General features: G+C 68.4%; 18 protein-coding genes. 12 read left to right on the top strand and 6 right to left on the bottom strand.

The window, feature by feature from the left end; genetic code table 11:
- Positions 1-60 precede the first annotated feature (60 nt).
- The 7 genes from pafA (at position 61) to GS4_RS20465 (ending at position 8944) form a co-directional block, all read left to right on the top strand.
- Entirely contained in the window at positions 61-1419 is a 1359-nt protein-coding gene (pafA, locus tag GS4_RS20495; RefSeq protein ID WP_007624186.1) for a Pup--protein ligase, read from the top strand.
- A gap of 17 nt (positions 1420-1436) precedes the next feature.
- The gene (locus GS4_RS20490; protein ID WP_040511280.1) at positions 1437-2429 is read left to right on the top strand and encodes a helix-turn-helix transcriptional regulator; all 993 of its coding nucleotides are present in this window, start codon (positions 1437-1439) and stop codon (positions 2427-2429) included.
- Complete coding sequence (locus GS4_RS20485) at positions 2429-3400, top strand: helix-turn-helix transcriptional regulator (RefSeq protein ID WP_007624182.1); 972 nt, start codon at positions 2429-2431, stop codon at positions 3398-3400. Before GS4_RS20490 ends, GS4_RS20485 begins: the two co-directional genes overlap by 1 nt.
- A gap of 93 nt (positions 3401-3493) precedes the next feature.
- A complete protein-coding gene (gene tatA, locus GS4_RS20480) occupies positions 3494-3766 on the top strand; it encodes a Sec-independent protein translocase subunit TatA (RefSeq protein ID WP_007624180.1) in 273 nt (90 codons plus the stop codon).
- Between the two features lie 20 nt (positions 3767-3786).
- Positions 3787-4755 (top strand): twin-arginine translocase subunit TatC, encoded by a 969-nt coding sequence (gene tatC / locus GS4_RS20475; RefSeq protein ID WP_007624178.1) that lies wholly within the window; start codon positions 3787-3789, stop codon positions 4753-4755.
- A gap of 3 nt (positions 4756-4758) precedes the next feature.
- A complete protein-coding gene (locus GS4_RS20470) occupies positions 4759-7722 on the top strand; it encodes a DEAD/DEAH box helicase (protein WP_007624176.1) in 2964 nt (987 codons plus the stop codon).
- Positions 7723-7948: 226 nt separating this feature from the next.
- Entirely contained in the window at positions 7949-8944 is a 996-nt protein-coding gene (locus tag GS4_RS20465) for a DUF4333 domain-containing protein (RefSeq protein WP_007624174.1), read from the top strand.
- 71 nt (positions 8945-9015) lie between these two features.
- Here GS4_RS20465 and GS4_RS20460 read toward each other — a convergent pair whose 3' ends face one another.
- On the bottom strand, positions 9016-9984 hold the full coding sequence (locus tag GS4_RS20460) for a 5'-3' exonuclease (protein WP_007624173.1): 969 nt from the start codon (positions 9982-9984) through the stop codon (positions 9016-9018).
- Between the two features lie 79 nt (positions 9985-10063).
- Between GS4_RS20460 and GS4_RS20455 the strand changes: the two genes are divergently transcribed.
- Positions 10064-11218, top strand: a complete 1155-nt coding sequence (locus GS4_RS20455; RefSeq protein ID WP_007624172.1) for a M24 family metallopeptidase — start codon at positions 10064-10066, stop codon at positions 11216-11218.
- An 81-nt stretch (positions 11219-11299) separates the two neighbouring features.
- Here the strand turns inward: GS4_RS20455 and GS4_RS20450 are convergent, their stop codons facing one another.
- Positions 11300-11701 carry a pyridoxamine 5'-phosphate oxidase family protein gene (locus GS4_RS20450; RefSeq protein ID WP_007624171.1) on the bottom strand — a complete coding sequence of 134 codons (402 nt, stop codon included), beginning with the start codon at positions 11699-11701 and terminating at the stop codon, positions 11300-11302.
- Between the two features lie 82 nt (positions 11702-11783).
- Between GS4_RS20450 and dprE2 the strand changes: the two genes are divergently transcribed.
- From dprE2 to GS4_RS20430, 4 genes are read left to right on the top strand one after another with little or no spacing between them, the layout of a single operon-like run.
- On the top strand, positions 11784-12548 hold the full coding sequence (gene dprE2 / locus GS4_RS20445) for a decaprenylphospho-beta-D-erythro-pentofuranosid-2-ulose 2-reductase (RefSeq protein ID WP_007624169.1): 765 nt from the start codon (positions 11784-11786) through the stop codon (positions 12546-12548).
- Complete coding sequence (locus tag GS4_RS20440) at positions 12545-13831, top strand: bifunctional cobalt-precorrin-7 (C(5))-methyltransferase/cobalt-precorrin-6B (C(15))-methyltransferase (protein WP_007624167.1); 1287 nt, start codon at positions 12545-12547, stop codon at positions 13829-13831. Before dprE2 ends, GS4_RS20440 begins: the two co-directional genes overlap by 4 nt.
- Positions 13828-14598: a cobalt-precorrin-4/precorrin-4 C(11)-methyltransferase gene (locus tag GS4_RS20435; RefSeq protein ID WP_007624166.1), complete on the top strand. Its 771-nt coding sequence runs from the start codon at positions 13828-13830 to the stop codon at positions 14596-14598. Before GS4_RS20440 ends, GS4_RS20435 begins: the two co-directional genes overlap by 4 nt.
- On the top strand, positions 14585-15340 hold the full coding sequence (locus GS4_RS20430) for a cobalt-precorrin-6A reductase (protein ID WP_007624164.1): 756 nt from the start codon (positions 14585-14587) through the stop codon (positions 15338-15340). Before GS4_RS20435 ends, GS4_RS20430 begins: the two co-directional genes overlap by 14 nt.
- A 29-nt stretch (positions 15341-15369) precedes the next feature.
- On the opposite strand, the gene GS4_RS20425 is transcribed toward GS4_RS20430, so the two are convergent.
- The 4 genes from GS4_RS20425 to GS4_RS20410 all read right to left on the bottom strand — a co-directional run bounded on the left by GS4_RS20425 (position 15370) and on the right by GS4_RS20410 (position 19532).
- Positions 15370-15984 carry a GyrI-like domain-containing protein gene (locus GS4_RS20425; protein WP_007624163.1) on the bottom strand — a complete coding sequence of 205 codons (615 nt, stop codon included), beginning with the start codon at positions 15982-15984 and terminating at the stop codon, positions 15370-15372.
- 215 nt (positions 15985-16199) lie between these two features.
- The gene (locus GS4_RS20420; RefSeq protein ID WP_007624161.1) at positions 16200-17726 is read right to left on the bottom strand and encodes a precorrin-2 C(20)-methyltransferase; all 1527 of its coding nucleotides are present in this window, start codon (positions 17724-17726) and stop codon (positions 16200-16202) included.
- The gene (locus tag GS4_RS20415; protein ID WP_040511276.1) at positions 17723-18346 is read right to left on the bottom strand and encodes a precorrin-8X methylmutase; all 624 of its coding nucleotides are present in this window, start codon (positions 18344-18346) and stop codon (positions 17723-17725) included. The genes GS4_RS20420 and GS4_RS20415 overlap by 4 nt, the downstream gene beginning before the upstream one ends.
- Before the next feature lie 64 nt (positions 18347-18410).
- The gene (locus tag GS4_RS20410) at positions 18411-19532 is read right to left on the bottom strand and encodes a ferredoxin-like domain-containing protein (protein ID WP_083862811.1); all 1122 of its coding nucleotides are present in this window, start codon (positions 19530-19532) and stop codon (positions 18411-18413) included.
- Between the last annotated feature and the right edge of the window lie 6 nt (positions 19533-19538).

Raw genomic sequence — 19538 nt, 5'->3', positions numbered from 1 at the left:
CCGCGATCGCGCCGTCGCGTCATCACATCCGCGCAGCAGTTCACGAGTAGGGTTGAAGCCGTGCAGCGTCGAATCATGGGCATCGAGACAGAGTTCGGTGTCACATGCACCTTCCATGGTCATCGGCGACTGAGTCCTGACGAGGTCGCCCGGTATCTGTTCCGCCGGGTGGTCTCGTGGGGGCGGTCGTCCAATGTGTTCCTCCAGAACGGCGCCCGGCTGTATCTCGACGTCGGCTCCCACCCCGAGTACGCGACTGCCGAGTGCGACAGCCTGATCCAACTGATCAACCACGACCGCGCGGGCGAGCTCGTCCTCGAGGACCTGCTCATCGATGCCGAGCAGCGACTCGCCGACGAGGGTATCGGCGGCGACATCTACCTGTTCAAGAACAACACCGACTCGGCGGGCAACTCCTACGGCTGCCACGAGAACTACCTAGTGGTCCGTGCCGGCGAGTTCTCACGCATCTCCGACGTCCTGCTGCCCTTCCTGGTCACCCGGCAGCTGATCTGTGGCGCAGGCAAGGTGCTGCAGACGCCCAAGGCGGCGACCTTCTGCCTGTCGCAGCGTGCCGAGCACATCTGGGAGGGTGTGTCCTCGGCGACGACGCGCTCGCGGCCGATCATCAACACCCGCGACGAGCCGCACGCCGATGCCGAGAAGTACCGCAGGCTGCACGTGATCGTCGGCGACTCGAACATGGCCGAGATGACGACCCTGCTCAAGGTGGGGTCGGCGGCATTGGTACTCGAGATGATCGAGGCGGGGGTGCCGTTCCGCGACTTCGCGCTGGACAACCCGATCCGTGCGATCCGCGAGGTCAGTCACGATCCCACCGGCCGTCGTCCCGTGCGATTGGCCGGTGGACGGCAGGCCAGCGCTCTCGACATCCAGCGCGAGTACTACGCCCGCGCCGTCGAGCACATGGCCAACCGACGTCCCGACCCGGAGATGTCGAAGGTCGTGGATCTGTGGGGTCGGATGCTGGACGCCGTGGAGTCCGACGATTTCTCCGGTGTCGACACCGAGGTCGACTGGGTGATCAAGCGCAAGTTGTTCCAGCGCTACCAGGATCGGTACTCGATGGATCTGTCCGACCCGAAGATCGCCCAGCTCGACCTGGCGTTTCATGACATCAAGCGTGGCCGCGGTGTCTTCGACGTCCTCACCCGCAAGGGGCTGGTCGCACGGGCGACCACCGACGAGGCCATCGCGACGGCGGTCAACGAGCCGCCGCAGACCACGCGGGCGAAGCTTCGCGGTGACTTCATCTCGGCCGCGCAGAAGGCCGGCCGCGACTTCACCGTCGACTGGGTCCACCTCAAGCTCAACGACCAGGCTCAACGAACGGTCCTGTGCAAGGACCCGTTCCGCTCTGTCGACGAGCGAGTCGATCGCCTCATCGCGTCCATGTGACCTCTAAGCTGACTCAGGTGGCTACCTCGAAAGTGGAGCGCCTGCTCAACCTGGTGATCTGTCTGCTGTCCACCCGTCAGTACGTCACGGCCGAGTACATCCGCAAGAACGTCGCGGGGTACAACGACGACGGTCAGTCCGACGAGGCCTTCAACAGGATGTTCGAGCGGGACAAGACCGAGTTGCGGGATCTGGGCATCCCGCTGGTGACCGGCCGGTCGCCGATGAGTGGCGGCGCGGACGGATATCGCATCAACCGTGACAGCTACGAGCTGCCCGACATCAGTCTCGATCGCGACGAGGCGGCCGCCATCGCCATGGCGGCGGCCCTCTGGGACACCCCCGAGGTGTCGGCGATCTCCCAGACCGCGGTGCTCAAGCTGCGGGCGGCCGGGTTCGATGTCCGCGCCGAGGACGAGATCGGTATCTCGGCGGCCGGATCATCTCGTTCGATGGGGTCGGAGACCGTGCTCGCCGCCCTGTTGAACGCCATCGGTCAGGGCTATGCGGTCCGTTTCGACTATCGCCCGGGATCGGCATCGTCGCCGGTGCCGCGCCGTTTCGAGCCGTGGGGAGTGGTCACCTATCGTGGCCGCTGGTATGTGGTCGGACACGACCTCGACCGCGAGGCGACCCGCACGTTCCGCTTGTCCCGCATCTCGGCGCTCTCCACGACCGGTTCCGCCGGTGTGGTGTCGATCCCGGCCGGGACCGACCTGCAGCGGATCGTGGCCGCCGCGGTCGACTCGGCGGCCGGAGCCGACGGCCGGACCGCACGGATCTGGGTGGCGCGTGATCGCGCTGCCGGTCTGCGACGGATCGCCGCCTCCAGCGCGCCCTCCGATCTCGACGGCGAACCCGGTGACGAGTTGACCATCGAGATCCGTTCGCTCTCGACGCTGGCCCGACTCGTCCTCGGGGTCGGTGCCGACGCCGTGGTCCTGGCGCCGCCGGAACTCCGGGCGTCGGTGGTCGCAGCACTCGACGCACTCGTCGGAGCGGGTGTCTGATGGCCACCACAGCTCAACCGTCCCGCCTCAGCCGACTGCTCGCACTCGTGCCGTACTTCTTGGCACGGCAAGGAATCTCGATCGATCAGGCCGCTCGTGACCTCGGCGTCACGCCGCGGCAGCTCACCAAGGATCTCGAGCAACTCTTCGTCTGCGGTCTACCCGGTTACTACCCGAGCGATCTCATCGACATCGAGTTCAGCGAGGGGGTCGTCGACGTCCGGTTCACCGCCGGTATCAACCGTCCGCTCCGCCTCACCACCACGGAGGCCAGCACGCTGCTGGTCGCGTTGCGCGCGCTCGTCGACGCGCGTGGCACCGTCGACCGGGACGCGGCCCGCCGTGCGATCGCAAAGATCGAACGGGCTGTCGGATCGACCGTCCCGTCGGTGACCGGACCGGACGGCGATGGTGACTCCGTCGAGGAGTCGCCGATAGTCGGTGCCATCCGCGAAGCCGTGCGATCACGTCGGGCTCTGTCGATCCGGTATTACTCGGCGACGCGAGACAGCGTCAGCGAGCGCGTGGTCGACCCGATCCGACTGCAGGTGGTCGATCACAACACGTACCTCGAGGCGTGGTGCCGCTCCAGCGACGGTGTGCGGCTCTTCCGCTTCGACCGGGTGGATGCTGCGACCGTGCTCGACGAGCCCGCCACACCGCCCGGAGATGCGGTGGCGTCATCGCAGTCGGCGATCCTGTCCGAGGACGCGGGACTCCCGACCGCGGAGATCGAGATCGACGCGTCGGAGCTGTGGGTCCTGGACTACTACCTCATCGACCCGCTCGAACCGGTCGGGGACCGATCGGATCCGAGCCTGCCGCTGCGGGGCCGCCTGGTCTACGGATCACCGGAGTGGCTGGCACGGTTCCTGCTCGGTTTCGGTGGGCGGATCCGTCTGGTGGGCGAACCCGAGATCGTCGGCGCGGTCACCGACACCGCTGCGGCCGCGCGGGCCCGATACCGCTGATCACAGCTCTGGGAGATCCGCATCCGGTGTCCGGCGTCGCGAGTCGGACACTCGGGTAGCATGAGAGACGACGCGACCTGGAGGTAAGAGAACATGGGTGCCCTGCAGCCTTGGCACATCATCATCGTTGTGCTGGTATTCCTCGTCCTGTTCGGGTCGAAGAAGCTCCCCGACGCGGCCCGTGGCCTCGGCCGCTCGTTGCGCATCTTCAAGAGCGAGGTCAAGGAGATGCAGAACGAGGGCAAGGACTCCGACGCCCCCAAGGATGCTTCCGAGACCTCCGATGCTCGGCGCGAGTTGCCGGCGGGTGAGTCCGCCCCGGAGACGCCGCGGCGTTCCGGTGACGACGTGAAGCGCTCCGCGTAGGGGTTCGCCGGAGTCATCTGGTGCGGATCCCGTTCGACCCGAGGTACCGCAAACGCAAGATCAACCCCGACGGCACGATGTCGTTGGTCGATCATCTCTTCGAACTGCGTACCCGCCTGGTCATCTCGCTGCTGGCGGTCGCCCTGACGACCGTGTTCGGCTTCATCTGGTACACCCACGGCTTCGGCCTGACCTCGCTCGGTGAACTGTTGCGCGGTCCGTACTGCGACCTGCCGCCCGAGTCACGGGCCAACCTGACCGCCGACGAGTCGTGTCGTCTGCTCGCGACGGGCCCGTTCGACCAGTTCATGCTCCGCCTCAAAGTGGCCCTGACCGCAGGCGTCGTGCTCGCCTGCCCCGTATGGCTGTACCAGTTGTGGCAGTTCATCACCCCGGGGCTGCTGTCCAAGGAACGAAAGTACGCGGTCGGCTTCGTCAGTTCGGCAGCGCTGTTGTTCGTGACCGGTACCGTGCTCGCCTACCTGGTCATGGCGAAGGCCTTCCACTTCCTGTTGACGGTCGGCAACGACGTCCAGGTCACCGCCCTGGCCGGCGACCAGTACTTCAGCTTCATGCTGCATCTGCTGATCATCTTCGGCGTCAGTTTCGAGCTGCCGCTGATCATCATCGCGCTGAATCTGGTCGGCGTGCTCAGCTACGAACGACTGAAGCGATGGCGCCGAGGCATGGTGTTCGCGATGTTCGTGTTCGCCGCGGTGGTGACCCCCGGTTCGGACCCGTTCACCATGTTGGCGCTGGCCGGCGCGCTGACCGTCTTGCTCGAGTTCGCCATCCAGTTCGCGCGGTTCAACGACCGTCGTCGTGCGCGGAATGCACCCGAATGGTCCGATCTGGACGACGACGAGGCGAGCCCGTTGCCGTCGACGAGCCGACGTCCGGAAACCGCATCCGTCGGACGGCCAGGACCGGTCGCCACGACACCCCGGACACCGATCCGCGACCGCGACGGATTCGATGACATTCTGTGAGGGATGACCTCTTCTGATCGCGGGCCCGGCACGGACGGCGAACACCGGTCGGCGTCGGTCCCCGCAGCCGCCCCCCTTCCCGAACTGGATCGGTTCAGTGCCCGACTGCGATTCCAGCTCGATGATTTCCAGCGTCGGGCGTGTGTGGCGCTAGAGGCCGGACACGGGGTTCTCGTGTGCGCACCCACCGGTGCAGGCAAGACCATCGTCGGCGAGTTCGCCGTCCACATGGCCCTGGCGACCGGGACCAAGTGCTTCTACACGACACCGATCAAGGCGCTGAGCAACCAGAAGTACGCCGATCTGGTGGCCGTCCACGGCGAGGAGTCGGTGGGTCTGCTGACCGGCGACAATTCGATCAACGCCGGTGCGCCGGTCGTGGTGATGACCACCGAGGTCGTCCGCAACATGATCTACGCCGGATCGCCGGCGCTGCGCGGCCTCTCGTATGTGGTGATGGACGAGGTGCACTTCCTCGCCGACCGCTTCCGCGGCGCGGTCTGGGAGGAGGTCATCCTGCATCTTGCCCCGTCGGTACGGGTGGTCAGCCTGTCGGCGACGGTCAGCAATGCCGAGGAGTTCGGCGACTGGATCCAGACTGTTCGCGGTGACACCGCGGTGATCGTCGACGAGCACCGCCCGGTACCGCTCTCTCAGCACATGCTGGTCGGCAACCGGCTGTTCGACCTCTTCGAGCCACCGACCGGCGGCACGGGGCGTCCCGGGGTGAACCCCGAACTCAAGCGCTACATCCGGCACCGGATTCTCACCACCGACGACGGCTCCGGCAACGATCGCGGCCGGGGACAACGCGGACGCTCCGGCGGGCCCGCGCGTCGAGGTGGTCGGGGCAACCGGCCACCGTCGCGACCGGATGTGGTGGCCCGGCTGGATCGCGACGGACTGCTGCCGGCCATCGCATTCATCTTCTCGCGGGCGGGGTGCGACGGTGCACTCACACAGTGCCTGCGCTCCGGACTGTCGCTGTTGACGCCGGAGGAGTCCGCGGCAGTCGACGTGGTGGTGGATCGTCACCTCGCCGATCTGTCGCCTGCCGACGAGGACATCCTCGGTGTCGACGCGTGGCGCGCCGGCCTGCGTCGAGGGCTCGCGGCCCACCATGCCGGACTGCTCCCGACATTTCGGCACGCGGTCGAGGAGCTGTTCGTCAACGGATTGGTGAAGGTCGTCTTCGCCACCGAGACATTGGCTCTGGGCATCAACATGCCGGCTCGGTCGGTGGTGCTCGAGCGGCTGGTGAAGTTCAACGGCGAAGCGCACGTCGACCTGACACCGGGGGAGTTCACCCAGCTGACCGGACGAGCGGGTCGGCGGGGCATCGACGTCGAGGGCCATGCCGTGGTCGTGTGGACGCCGGAGTTGGTACCCGATCAGGTTGCAGGTCTCGCCGGTGCTCGTACCTTTCCCCTGCGCAGTTCGTTCGCGCCGGAGTACAACATGGCGGTCAACCTGATCGGCCGCGTCGGGCTGGCGGGATCGCGAGAACTGCTCGATCGTTCGTTCGCCCAGTTCCAGGCCGACCGTTCGGTCGTCGGTCAGGCACGCAAGGTCGACGAGGCGCGTCGCGCGCTACGCAAACTGGATGTGGAGTTGGCCAATGCGGCGATCCGTCGGGGGTTGACCGCCGGTGGCGAGCTCGACTCCGACGACGACGGTTCCGACGGCGAGCGGCCCGGAGGCGACTCGCGCGAGCTGAGGTCGTCGGCGACGAATCCGTCCAGCGGCGCCGATACGCGCAAGCACGGCCCTGGACAATACGACGGCTTCCTCGGCTACGTGCAACTGCGCGAGGACATCCGGCGCCGGGAACGCGACCTCAAGTTCCACCGTCGGGTCGAGTCGCAGGAGTCCACCGTTGCCGACCTCGGCGCACTCAAGCGAGGACAGGTCATCGGATTGCACGGTAACCGGCACCGCGGCGTGGCCGTGGTCCTCGAACCTGCCACGAACGCGGTGGACCCCAAGCCACTGGTCCTCGGTGAGGACGCGTGGTGCGGTCGCGTCGGTGTCCGCGACTTCGTGAACCCACCCGAGGTCCTCGGCCACATGCGGTTGGCCAAACACATCGATCGGCGAACCGGTAGGGGTCGTCGCGATCTGGCCTCGGCTCTGCGGTCGACCGGTATCGAGCTCCCCAAGGGGCGCGGAAAGAAGCGCGCCCAGGCGGCCGACGATCGTGAACTGGCCGCGTTGCGATCAGAGCTGCGTGCGCATCCCGCGCATGGGCTCGGCAACGACGACGAGCTGTTCCGCCTCGCCGAGCGCCGCAACCGGGTGGTCCGCGAGATCGTCACGGCCGAGCGTGTCATCGGCGACCGGACCTCGACCCTGGGCACCAGCTTCGACCGCGTCGTCGGCGTGCTCACCGAACTCGGCTATCTGGAACGGCTGCCCGACGGGCCCGAGGGACCGAGGATGTCGGTCACACCGACGGGTCATCTACTCAGCCGAATCTATTCCGAGAGTGATCTGGTGGTCACCGAGTGCCTTCGTGCCGGTGTGTGGCAGGGACTCGCTCCGGCAGAACTGGCCGCGGTGGTGGCAGCCCTGGTGTTCGAGTCCCGTCGGGAGAGCTTCGCCGGTGCCGATGTCATGCCCGGTAGCGCGTCACTGCGGACGGCACTCGCCGACACCGTCGCGACCTGGCGAACGGTCACCGAGACCGAGCGTCGCCACAAGGTCCCGGCGACGCGTGAACCCGACACCGGGTTCTCGGTTGCGGTGTCGCTCTGGGCATCCGGGCGGTCTCTGGCCGAGTCGCTTGCTGCGGCGGGCGAACGCGGACAGTTGCTCTCGCCCGGCGACTTCGTCCGGTGGAATCGACAGGTGATCGATCTCCTCGAGCAGATCCGCCTGGGTGCGGACGACGATGCGCCGGTGGCGGCCACCGCACGTGCGGCGGTCACCGCCATCCGACGGGGCGTCGTCGCAGTCGAGCTGGGCTGATCAACCGCTGGAGAACCTCGCACAACGGACATCGGCGAGGGGGTCGTGCCCGGCTCTCGTCGACGGTTGCGGTGCAGGTCGCTCAGTGAATGTGCCCGGCCGCTGAGGTAACGTTCTCCACGCATGTCGGGCTCCCGGTCGCCGCGGTCACGCGGACCAGTCGGGTCGCTCCGGCCTCACTGTCATCGAACCGGGGGCGACGGCCCCGGAAGAGCGGGAGAGACGTATGACCGACCCCCAGGATCCGACTGCGGCGCAGGGCGATCCGAACGAGCCGACCCGTCCCACCACGCCTGCGGGTGACGATGCAGGGAAGACCGAGGTGGTGAACATCCCGGAACAGAGCGGCAACCCCGACTCGACGACCGTGTCGCAGCGCTCTGCCGCCCAGCCCCCGCAGTCCCGGGCGCCGGGTGTACAGCCGCCGGCAGCCCCGCCCACCACGGCGGCACCCGCCGCGGGCGGCCCCATACCGCAGTACGACAACGCATATGGCCAGCCCGGTCAGTTCGGTCAGCAACCCGCCGGCGGTCCCCAGTCTGCCCCCGGGCCCCAGTCTGCCGCCGGGCCCCAGTACGGACAGCAACCTCCGCAGTACGGTCAGCAGCCGCAGCCCGGGTATCTGCAGCCCGGACAGTACGGTCAGCCGGGTCAGCAGCCAGGACAATACGGTCAGCCAGGTCAGTTCGGCCAACAGCCGGGACAGTACGGGCAACCCGGCCAGTACTCGGCGACCCAGCAGGCACCTGGCGGATTCGGTCAGCAGCCGGGACAGTACGGTCAGCCAGGTCAGTTCGGCCAGCAGCCGGGACAGTTCGGTCAGCCAGGTCAGCAGCCGGGTTTCGGCGGCCAGTACGCCAACGATCAGTTCGCTGCGATGTCGTCGACCGGCTCGTCCAACAAGGGGCTGCGAACCCTGTTCTTCGCGGGTGGCGGCCTTCTGATCGTCGCCGCCGCGATAGTCGTGATCACCGCGTTCTGGCTTCCGGGTTGGGCCCCGAAGAACCTCTCGCAGGACGCTGCCCAGGACGGTGTCAAGAGCGTCCTCACCGACGACTACCAGGCCACCGAGGTCACCAATGTCTCCTGCCCGTCCGGACAGCGGGTCAAGAAGGGCAATTCCTTCTCGTGCTCGGTGACCGTCGGCGGTCAGCCGCAGAAGGTCACGGTCACATTCCTCGACGACGAGGGCAAGTACGAGGTCGGGCGACCGACGAGCTGATCGTGTGCGTGGTGACCCGCAGGCCCGGGTCACCACGGGTACGCAAGCGCCACCGCTCGACCCGGGTCAGGTCAGTCGGCCGAGAACTCCCAGTCGAGAGCTTTCGCCAGCCGCCCCACCGAGCCGCCGATACCCAGGCTCTCGACCAGATTGGCCAGGGCTTCCGGATCAACCGGCGCACTGGGCAACCGATCGTCGTCAGAACTGTCGATGGTCTCGGCGTCCGTCCGCACCAGGACGACCGTGCGAGCCGCCGTCAGGTAGTCGGACGAGTCGACGATGGACGACCGCGCCCGCTTCGCCAACGTGGACGACGGGTCACCGGCCGCGATTTCGAGCGCATCCAGATCGCCGTACTCGGTGATCAACTTGGCGGCGGTCTTCTCGCCGATTCCCGGGACCCCGGGCAGTCCGTCCGAGGGATCGCCCCGCAGCATCGACATCTCGGCGTAGGCGATACCCGCCCGCCCGACCGGGACCCCGTATTTGTCGGCGACCTCGACCGGGCCCAGTTTCTCGGCCTTGGCGAGCCCACGCCCGACGTACAGCACCCGCACCTCGACGGGATCGTCGGCGACCACCTGCAGCAGGTCTCGGTCGCCACTGACGACGAGGACGGAGTCGACGGCCTCCTCGTGTGCGAGCGTTCCGATGACGTCGTCGGCCTCACAGCCTTCGGCACCCGACGTCGCGATCCCCGCAGCGCGAAGGACGTCGAGAATCATCTCGACCTGTGGGGTCAAGGTGTCCGGAACCTCTTCGACGTCGGGGGAGTCGGCACCGGCCGGTGCGGACTCGGCGACCCGGTGTGCCTTGTAGGACGGGATCAGGTCGGTGCGGAAGGCCGGTCGCCAATCCAGGTCGAGGCACACCACCAACCGGGTCGGCTGTTCGCGGGTCACGAGGTTCGCGATGGTGTCGACGAAGCCGCGCACCGCGTTCACCGGTCGACCGTCAGGCGCGGTCATCTTCTCCGGCAGCGCGAAGAACGAACGGAACCAGAGACTTGCTCCGTCGAGGAGCATCAGCGATCCAGGCATGTGCCAACTCTGTCACTTCCGCGCACGCTGGACCATCACCGAGCAGATGGTGTCGAGCGGATCGGCGTAGGGTGCGCTCATGTCTTCCTCGCACGCGGACACCGTCGCCGGCGCACCGACGCGATTCCCCTCGGAGGTTTATCGGGATCGTGTGGCGCGTGCGGCCGATCTCACGGCACAGGTCGGACTCGACGCGCTCATCGTCGGCCCCGGCCCGGATCTGCGATATCTCACCGGTTCTCGCGCCGACACATTCGAGCGGCTCACCGCCCTGGTCATCCCGGCGGCCGGGTCCGCGGCGACGCCACGGTTGGTCGTCGCCCGCCTCGAACTGGCCTCGGTCCAGGACTCGGCCATCGCCGACCTCGAGATCGAGGTCGACGACTGGGTGGACGGCGAGGATCCCCATACCCGCGCTCTCGTCGAGCTGGCGTCGGCACCTCGTGTCGCCGTGTCGGATTCGTTGCCCGCCCTGCACGTGGTCCCGTTCGCCGATCGGATCGGAACCACACCGCGGCTCGCCACCGACGTCCTGCGCGAACTGCGGATGATCAAGGACGACGCGGAGATCGAGGCCTTGCGCCGAGCCGGCGCGGCGATCGATCGGGTGCACGCGCGTATGGGTGAATGGTTGCGGCCCGGCCGCACCGAACGTGCGGTCGCCGATGACATCCGGGCAGCGATACTTGCGGAGGGGCACACGGAGGCGGCGTTCATCATCGTCGGGTCGGGCCCGCACGGTGCCGACCCGCACCACGAGTTCTCCGATCGTGTCATCGAGCAGGACGACGTCGTCGTCATCGACATCGGTGGACCCGTCGAACCCGGCTACAACTCGGACTCGACGCGCACCTACGCGTTCCGAGAACCGACGGCGCGGATCGTCGACGCCTACGCGGCCCTGCTCGCTGCCCAACGCGCCTCGGTCTCCGCGGTGCGACCGGGGGTCAGCGCCGAGTCGATCGACGCCGCCGCGCGGGACCCACTCGTCGCAGCCGGCCTCGGAGATCAGTTCATCCATCGCACCGGCCACGGCATCGGTCTGTCGGTGCACGAGGAGCCCTACATCGTCGGCGGTAACGCGCTCACGCTCCGACCGGGGATGGCGTTCAGCGTCGAACCCGGCGTGTACTTCCCGGGAGAGTGGGGCGCCCGGATCGAGGACATCGTGATCGTCACCGATGACGGAGCGGAGGCGGTCAACACGCGCCCCCACGAATTGGTGATCCTCTGAGCCGCTGCAGGACCGTCACGGTCGTGCACCCGCAAGTCCGGGCCGGCGGCAGGAACTACCGGTACGCCAACCGGGACGGCATCAGCCGAGCAGCGACCGTGACCCGATGATCCGGCCGACCGTCACCTCGATCACCACGCGCCGAGGATTGGGCTTCGGCTCTCGATACCGCTGCGCATAGCGGCGTTCGGCGTCGGCCACCTGCTCGGGCTCGCGACGGATCACTGCTGGTCCGTCCAGGGTGATCCACCGTGGGCCGTCCACGTGATTGAGCGCGGCGTGACCACCCCGCTCGACGTTGCGGACCTTCTGGTTGCCGTCCGAGGTGATCACCCGTGCGATTCCGGACTCGGGGTCGAAGGTGAAGCCGACCGCCACCACGTGCGGTGTCCCGTCGGCGCGCAGGGTCGTCAGGCTCGCCAGATGGCGCTCACGCAGGAATTCGAGGGCATCCGCGCTGAGATCGGCCGGGGTGCGGGTCATGGCCACCACCGTATCCACCGTCCTGGTCGAGCGGTCGCGCCCGGTCGGTGAGCGGAGCGGATCCGGGTGCGATACTGCATGCATGGCTGACGACGCACTCGGCAGCATCCTGCTCTTCGGCGGACGCAGCGAGATCGGCCTCGAACTGGCCGCCCGTCTCGCCGCCGGCCGGACCGTGGTGCTCGCCGCCCGCCGACCCGACGACCTCGACGATCAACGCGCCGCACTCGTCGCGGCCGGCGCAGCCGAGGTGGTGACCGTGGGATTCGACGCCGACGAGACCGACGCGCACCCCGATCTGATCGACAACCTCCTCCGCACCCATGGTCCCGTCGAAGCGGCGATCGTCGCATTCGGGATTCTCGGAGACCAGGCTCGCGCGGAAATCGATGTCTCCCACGCGCTCCAGATCGCCCACACGGATTACCTCGCCCAGATCTCGGTCCTCACACCGCTCGCCGCGGCGTTTCGAGCACAGGCATCGGGGACCATCATCGTGTTCTCGTCGGTCGCCGGGATTCGGGTCCGCCGAGCGAACTACGTGTACGGGTCCACCAAGGCCGGCCTCGACGGATTCGCCTCGGGTCTGGCCGATGCGCTGCACGGCACCGGCGCCCGACTCCTGCTCGCCCGACCGGGATTCGTCATCGGCGCAATGACCAAGGACCTGATGGACTCCGGAGTGAAGCCCGCCCCGCTGTCGGTGGACGCCGGTCAGGTCGCGGACGCGGTGGCGAAGGCCTATCGGCGTCGACGCGGCGAGGTGTGGATACCGTGGGCGCTCCGCCCGCTGTTCGTCGGCATGCGTCTTCTGCCACGAACCATCTGGCGACGGTTGCCGCGATGAGCGCCGACGACGTCGCGCCGGGACGCGCCGCGGGGACCGCGAGCGGACCCGCGGCTCCAGAGTTCGTGGTCGTCGGCGTCGGCGCCGACGGGTGGGCCGGTCTCACGATCCCTGCCCAGAACGAACTCACCCGTGCATCCGTCATCTACGGGTCGCCACGCCAGATCGACCTGCTGCCGTTGCTGTCGGCGGACACCCGCACCTGGCGGTCGCCGATGTCGGCGCATCTGTCGGAAGTGCTCGCGTCGCCCAGGGGCGACCACCCGATCCACATCCTCGCCAGTGGCGACCCCATGTTCCACGGCGTGGGCAGCAGCATCGTCCGTGCCGTCGGTCGCGACCGGGTCCGGGTGCTGCCCGCCGTCTCATCGGCGAGCCTGGCGTGTGCGCTGCTCGGATGGGATCTCGCCCGAGTCGAGGTCGTCAGCCTCGTCACCGCGGAACCCGAGGCCATCGCCCCGCGTCTTGCCGACGGTCGGGATCTGCTGATCCTGAGTCGCGATGCCGCGACACCGGCTGCGGTGGCAGCGGTGTTGCGCTCGAACGGGTTCGGTTGGTCGTCGATGTCGGTTCTCGAGCAGTTGGGTGGCGACCGACAGCGGGTGGTCGAAGGCGTCGCCCGCTCCTGGGCGCACCCGGTGGGCGACGCTCTCAACGTGATCGCGATCGGCTGCGTCGGGCCGCGTGCAGGGGTCATGCCCGGTCTCGACGACGACGCCTTCCGGCACGACGGTCAGATCACGAAGCAGGCCTTCCGGGCGCTGTCGGTGTCCGCGTTGCGCCCCGGTGGTCCGCAGGTGCTGTGGGACATCGGTTCCGGCTCTGGATCCGTCGGCATCGAGTGGGCGCGCGCGGACCAGCATGGTCGGGTCATCGCGTTCGAGGCCTCGGACGAGCGTCGGGACATGTTGCGCGACAACAGCCGGCGCCATGGCGTCGACAATCGTGTGTCGGTCCGCGGCGCAGCGCCGGAGGCGTTCGACGAGGCGCCGGATCCCGACACCGTGTTCATCGGCGGCGGCCTCACCGACGAGGTCTTCGACGGAGCGTGGTCGGCGTTGCTGGAGGGGGGACGACTGGTCGTCAATGCCGTCACGCTGGAGACGCAAGCCCTCGTGATCGACGGCTACCACCGTCACGGGGGGATGCTCCGCCGCATCGGGATCGAGACCGCCGCTGCGCTCGGCACGATGACGACGTGGCGTCCGGCCCTGCCGATCGTGCAATGGGTCGTCGACAAGCCGGTCGACACATCGGACTCCGAGAGCGGCACGAACCGATGACGGTCTACTTCATCGGCGCCGGACCGGGAGCCCCTGACCTGTTGACGCTGCGCGCCGCCGATCTCCTGGGACGCTGCGGTGTCTGTGTGTACGCCGGATCGCTCGTTCCCGCCGAGATCCTCGAGCGTAGCCCGTCGGGAGTGCGCTTGATCGACACCGCGCGGATGCCGCTCGACGAGATCGTCACGGCGATGGTCGACGCCGATCGCGCCGGCCACGACGTGGCGCGTGTCCACTCCGGCGACCTGTCGGTGTACTCGGCCATGACCGAGCAGATCCGCGAGCTGGCCCGACACGGGGTCGCGGTCGAGATCGTCCCGGGTGTGCCGGCTTTCGCGGCAGCTGCGGCTGCCCTCGGCACCGAGCTGACCGTCCCCGGAATCGGGCAGAGTCTGCTGATCACCCGGGTGTCGACGTTGTCGACGGACATGCCCGACGGGGAGCGACTCGACGAGCTCGCCGCCACCGGGGTCACGCTGGCATTGCATCTCGCGGCCCATCGCGCCGAACAGATCGTCTCCTCGCTCACTCCGCACTATGGTGCCGACTGTCCGACTGCGACAGTCGCCTTCGCCTCCCGACCCGAGCAGGTGGTGGTGCGGGCGCCACTCGCCGGTCTGCCAGAGGCGTTGTCGGCGCACGGCATCCGGCGCACGGCGGTGATCTTCGTCGGGCGTGTGCTCGATCCGTCGGTCGGTGCGGTCACCGACAGCTATCTCTACTCACATGCGCGGATGACGAAGTTGCGGAGCGATGACCAGCGCTGACGAACCGATCCTGCTGCTGGGCGGCACCGGTGAAGCCCGCGAGCTCGCCGCACGGCTGGTCGCTACGGGTACCCCGGTCGTCAGTTCGCTGGCCGGTCGGGTCCGGCAGCCGCGACTGCCTGTCGGCGAGGTACGGATCGGAGGTTTCGGCGGTGTCGACGGTCTTCGCGAGTGGGTGGTCGACAACCGGGTGCGTGCCATCGTCGACGCGACGCATCCGTTCGCGGCGACCATCACCCGATCGGCCGCCGAGGTCGCGTCCTCGACCGGGGTGCCACTGATCCGACTCCGGCGCCCTGCCTGGGAGGAGTCGGCGAGCGACCGGTGGATCCGGGTACCCGACATGCCATCTGCCGCCGAGGCGGTGCGCAGTCGTGGTGCGGGCCGGGTGTTCCTCACGACCGGGCGCCAGGACGTCGGGGTGTTCGCCGACGATTCGGTGGCCTGGTACCTCATCCGCGTCGTCGACCCACCCACCGGCAGACTCCCGGCACGACACGAGTTGCTGCAATCGCGTGGGCCCTACAGCTACGCGGACGAGGCGCAGATCCTGTCCGGTCGGCAGATCGACCTGCTGGTCACCAAGAACAGCGGGGGAGACCTCACGCACGCCAAACTCCGTGCCGCTGCGGATGCCGGGATCGAGGTCGTGATGGTCGATCGTCCTGACGAACCGACGATCGGGAAGACTGTGCATTCGGTCGAGGCAGCCGAGCATTGGGTGCGCGGGCACCTCGACTGAGGGCCTGCCCGACCGTCGGGCGAGGTCGGCTAACGACGTGACACCGGTTGTCGCAGGATCGTCTTCAGCTTCTCCGGCGCCGTTCGACGCGCATCGCTCAGATAGATCTCGTGATGCACGCCGGTCAGCTCGAGCCCGTGCTCGGGGATGAAACGGTCGTGGAGGTCCGCAAGTAGCGGACCCTCGTCGTCGTACGGGCCGACGTGCAGTGTCTGGACGCAGAGCCCCTCGTCCAGTTCCTCGACGCGGAGGGCATCCAGCTGCGGAGCGCCACCTTTGGCGACGACATCCGCGCGGGCCTGCTCGACGTCGGCGTCGGTCAGCCACTCCGGGACCATGATCATCGCGGTCCATCGCCACCGGGACTTGTCACGCGCCGATGTGAACGTCGCCATGTCGTCCGACCACCATCGGGCTTCAAGCGGCATCACCACATAGTCCCTGTCGAGGTGGGACCTGCTGTGGAACTTGAGCGCGTACGACACCGGGAACAGGGTCGCGATCGCATCGGAATACGCTGTGGCAGTGTTGGGATCGCCACTCCCGTCGATCATGAGGAACCGTGCGGGCGCCACCGTCACGATCGTGTACTTACCGCGCCACGCGGAGTAGGTGAGGATCTCCTTTTTGTGATCGACCTTCATCGGCTGCCTCTCGCATCGGTTCGGTCGAGCCTAGCGTCGGGGTGCGACACGGGAGCGGTCCGCCGGGGCGGGAGTGCCGCCCATCGGGGTTCGGTCGCGGGTAGCCGGAGAAATGACACCTCAGAGAGTGTTGCTGTGCGCTGTGCACGGAGACGATCGCTGAGATGCCAGTTCTTCCGAATCGGGCGCATGGCCGGTCTGAGGGCTGCGGTCGTTCAGTCGACGTGCCGGCGCGGGGTGAATGCCAGCGGCCCGGCAGGGCGGTCGATCACTCGCGTCGCCGACGACCCGACGATCAGCAGCGTTCGCATGTCGACGACGGCGGGGTCGAGCTCGCACACGGTGGTGGTGGTGAGTGACTGCGTCGGGCCGCCGACGTCGCGCCCGACGATCAGGATCCGGTCTGCGGCCCCGGCCTCGGTGAGCAACTCGACGAGCGCGGGGACCTGCCAGGTGCGGCTGGCGCTACCTGGGTTGTAGATCGCGACCACGAGGTCCGCCTCCACGGCATGCCGGATGCGATCGGCGATCACCGACCACGGTTTCAAACGATCCGACAGCGACACCACGGCGAAGTCGTGACCGAGCGGTGCGCCGACCGCTGCGGCGACCGCCGTCGCCGCCGTCACTCCGGGGACCACGCGCACCGGGACGTCGTGCCAGCGCGGCTCGGCGGCGATCTCCGCGACGGCCGTCGCCATCGCGAACACCCCGGGATCGCCGGACGAGACCACGACGACGCGTCCGCCGCGCTGCGCGAGATCCAGTGCGAACTCGGCACGTTCGGACTCGACGCGGTTGTCACTGGCATGGACACGCTGTCCGGGGCGGGCCGAGACGCGCCGGAGGTAGGTGCTGTACCCGACCAGGTCGGTCGCTCCCGTGAGTTCGGCACGCACCTGTGGGGTGGTCCACGCGTCGTCGCCGGGCCCGAGCCCGACCACCACGACCTCGCCGCCCACCGACGTCGCTGCGGTGGCACGCGGATTGTTCCGCGGGCTCGGTACCACGACCATCGAGAAGTAGGGGACCTCGGCAGGATCGACGTCGGCGACCGCCGCAACCTTCTGCACGGACGTCGAGGCGCGCTCCACATACCAGGCCTCGTCGAGACGACCGGCGCGCTCGAGTGCGTCCCGCACCCGACCGAATGTCCGACCGAGTTTCATTACGGCGATGGCATCACCGGATCGGAAGCGTGCCTCCAGCTCTGCCGGGTCGGCGGTGCCCGGGACCACCGTCAGCGTTTCCTCGCCCTCGACCAACGGGATACCCAGCGCCGCCGAGGATGCGCTGACCGAGGTCACTCCGGGGACGATGCGTGCATCGAACTCGTCGGCCAACCGCTTGTGCATGTGCATGTACGAGCTGAAGAAGAGCGGATCCCCCTCGGCGAGAAGCACCACGTCACGCCCCGCGCGCAGGTGGATCGCCAGTCGCTCGGCGCTCTCGGTGTAGAAATCCGCGAGTGCACCGGCGTAGCCACCGGGATGGTCTGTCGTCTCCGTGGTCACGGGATACATCAGTCGCTCTTCGATCTGACCTTCGCTCAGATACGGCTCGGCGACCGAGCGGGCGATGCTGTTGCCATGGCGCGCAGAGTGGTACGCGATCACATCGGCAGCGCCGATGAGTCGTGCGGCTTTCACCGTGACCAGTTCGCTGTCGCCCGGACCCAGTCCGACGCCCCACAGGACACCGGGCGTCGTGGGCGCGGGACCGGACTCGACCGATGGCGTCATTCGGCCGGGTCCGCGAGTGCGTTGAGTGCGGCTGCGGTGATGGCCGATCCGCCGCGTCGGCCGCGTACTGTGATGAACTCGAGATCCTCTCGCGTGGAGAGCAGCTCGCACGACTCCGCGGCGCCGATGAAGCCGACGGGTGCGCCGACGATCGCGGCCGGCCGCGGGGCCCCGTCGTCGATCAGATCGAGCAGCGCGAACAGCGCAGTGGGTGCGTTTCCGATGGCGACCACGGCGCCCTCCAGACGCGGGAGCCAGAACTGCAGTGCCGCAGCTGTTCTCGTCGTCTCCATACGCGCCGCCAGCTCGGGCAGGCCTGGCTCACCGAGAAAGCAGAGCACCTCGTTGTCCGCGGGGAGTCGACGTCGCGTGACGCCCGAGGCGACCATGTTCGCGTCGCACAGGATCGGTGCGCCCGCGCGCAGCGCTCCGCGCGCGGCGTCCACGACACCGGGCGTGGCCACCACATCGGTGGTCAGATCGGTCTGGCCGCAAGCGTGGATCATCCGCACCACCACGGTCGCGACGTCGTCGGCGAATCCGGCGAGGTCGGACTCGGCACGGATGGTGGCGAAGGACTCGCGATAGATCGCCGCGCCGTCGCGCAGGTATTCGGTCATGATGCAGGCCAGCCTAACGACGTGGCCCGCGGCGTCGGCGACCGACCGCTGCACGGCCGGCAGGTCACGTGTCGGCGCGGTCGGGTCCGACGCCGTCGGGGTCGATGCCGCGGGGTTCGGTGCGGTACCCCTCGTCGGTGGCCTCGACACGCAGATGTGCCCCCTGGGGCGCCCCGCACCCGCGGGAGCACCCGACCCAGTGCTCACGCTCGGTGACGGGGTCGTCGTCGGCGACGCGCTCGACCAGGTCTGCCCGGACCGGCGCGAGGGCGTTGCCGCATCCGGGGGCACCCACGCAGCAGCTCACCGCCGCCCACGGCGAGTTCGCGTCGAGGATCAGGCCCATCGGGGCCAGTACACGGACGACGGTGTCGGCGACGCCCTCGGCCAGGTCGCAGATCAGGATCTCGCGGTGCGGCGTGATGATGATCGGTGTGTCGATGGCGGCCAGGAACTCGGCCAGCCGTGCGGGGATTCGCGCGAGTTCGACCACCGCCCCGAGGAGGATCTGTCCCTCGTCCTGCTCGAACCAGCCGACCAGCGGTGAGGGGTCGGGTAGCGGGGTCAGCTCGGTCGTCGACGCCGGCTGCAGTCGGTCGCCGATCCTGCCCAGCAGCTCCGCACGGTCGACGTCACCGAGGTCACGGACCCGCCAGATCTCACCGTTGCCGGTGGTCTCGCGCGCGACGTCCAGCAGTGCGGCGGGCACGGCGTCGAGGTGGTCGACCTCGCCGATGATCGCGCCGTCGACGGCGATGAGCGCACCGACGGCGCCGTCATCGGTGGAGAAGGCCACTGCGCAGGCATCGGGTCGCTGCGCCAGGATGTCGCCGCGACCGTCGTCGAGTCCGAACAGGAATCGACCGGAGAGTTCGGCGAGGGAGTCATCGGCACGCAGGGCGCGATCGAGATCGTCGGCCAGGGGCCGCACGTCGGTGACGCCGCCGATCCGGCCGGTCAGCGGAGAGACCTCGATGTTGCGCGCTTTCTCATGTGTTTCGCTCGGGGCCAGTCCGGCAGCGACCACGGCGTCCGCGACGGCCTCGACGTCCCGGATGCCGCGGATCTGCAGGTTGGCCCGGGCGGTGAGCTCGAGATGTCCGTCGGCGTGGGTGTCGGCCGCCGCGGACAGCAGGAGCAGCTGGTCGGGCCGGAGTAACCCACCCGGTAACCGGATTCGTGCCATCGCGCC

Origin of the sequence: Gordonia soli NBRC 108243 (assembly GCF_000334455.1) — a bacterium.
Classification (GTDB): Bacteria; Actinomycetota; Actinomycetes; order Mycobacteriales; family Mycobacteriaceae; genus Gordonia; species Gordonia soli.
Note: the sequence above shows the minus strand (reverse complement) of the source record. Positions and strands in the feature narration are given on the sequence as shown.

What these genes read in the sequence shown, in the direction of transcription:
- GS4_RS20485 (WP_007624182.1), top strand. Translation starts at nt 2,429, where the DNA reads ATGGCCACCACAGCTCAACCGTCCCGCCTCAGCCGACTGCTCGCACTC.
- tatA (WP_007624180.1), top strand. Translation starts at nt 3,494, where the DNA reads ATGGGTGCCCTGCAGCCTTGGCACATCATCATCGTTGTGCTGGTATTC.
- GS4_RS20470 (WP_007624176.1), top strand. Translation starts at nt 4,759, where the DNA reads ATGACCTCTTCTGATCGCGGGCCCGGCACGGACGGCGAACACCGGTCG.
- GS4_RS20465 (WP_007624174.1), top strand. Translation starts at nt 7,949, where the DNA reads ATGACCGACCCCCAGGATCCGACTGCGGCGCAGGGCGATCCGAACGAG.
- GS4_RS20460 (WP_007624173.1), bottom strand. Translation starts at nt 9,984, where the DNA reads ATGCCTGGATCGCTGATGCTCCTCGACGGAGCAAGTCTCTGGTTCCGT.
- GS4_RS20455 (WP_007624172.1), top strand. Translation starts at nt 10,064, where the DNA reads ATGTCTTCCTCGCACGCGGACACCGTCGCCGGCGCACCGACGCGATTC.
- GS4_RS20450 (WP_007624171.1), bottom strand. Translation starts at nt 11,701, where the DNA reads ATGACCCGCACCCCGGCCGATCTCAGCGCGGATGCCCTCGAATTCCTG.
- dprE2 (WP_007624169.1), top strand. Translation starts at nt 11,784, where the DNA reads ATGGCTGACGACGCACTCGGCAGCATCCTGCTCTTCGGCGGACGCAGC.
- GS4_RS20440 (WP_007624167.1), top strand. Translation starts at nt 12,545, where the DNA reads ATGAGCGCCGACGACGTCGCGCCGGGACGCGCCGCGGGGACCGCGAGC.
- GS4_RS20435 (WP_007624166.1), top strand. Translation starts at nt 13,828, where the DNA reads ATGACGGTCTACTTCATCGGCGCCGGACCGGGAGCCCCTGACCTGTTG.
- GS4_RS20430 (WP_007624164.1), top strand. Translation starts at nt 14,585, where the DNA reads ATGACCAGCGCTGACGAACCGATCCTGCTGCTGGGCGGCACCGGTGAA.
- GS4_RS20425 (WP_007624163.1), bottom strand. Translation starts at nt 15,984, where the DNA reads ATGAAGGTCGATCACAAAAAGGAGATCCTCACCTACTCCGCGTGGCGC.
- GS4_RS20420 (WP_007624161.1), bottom strand. Translation starts at nt 17,726, where the DNA reads ATGACGCCATCGGTCGAGTCCGGTCCCGCGCCCACGACGCCCGGTGTC.
- GS4_RS20415 (WP_040511276.1), bottom strand. Translation starts at nt 18,346, where the DNA reads ATGACCGAATACCTGCGCGACGGCGCGGCGATCTATCGCGAGTCCTTC.
- GS4_RS20410 (WP_083862811.1), bottom strand. Translation starts at nt 19,532, where the DNA reads ATGGCACGAATCCGGTTACCGGGTGGGTTACTCCGGCCCGACCAGCTG.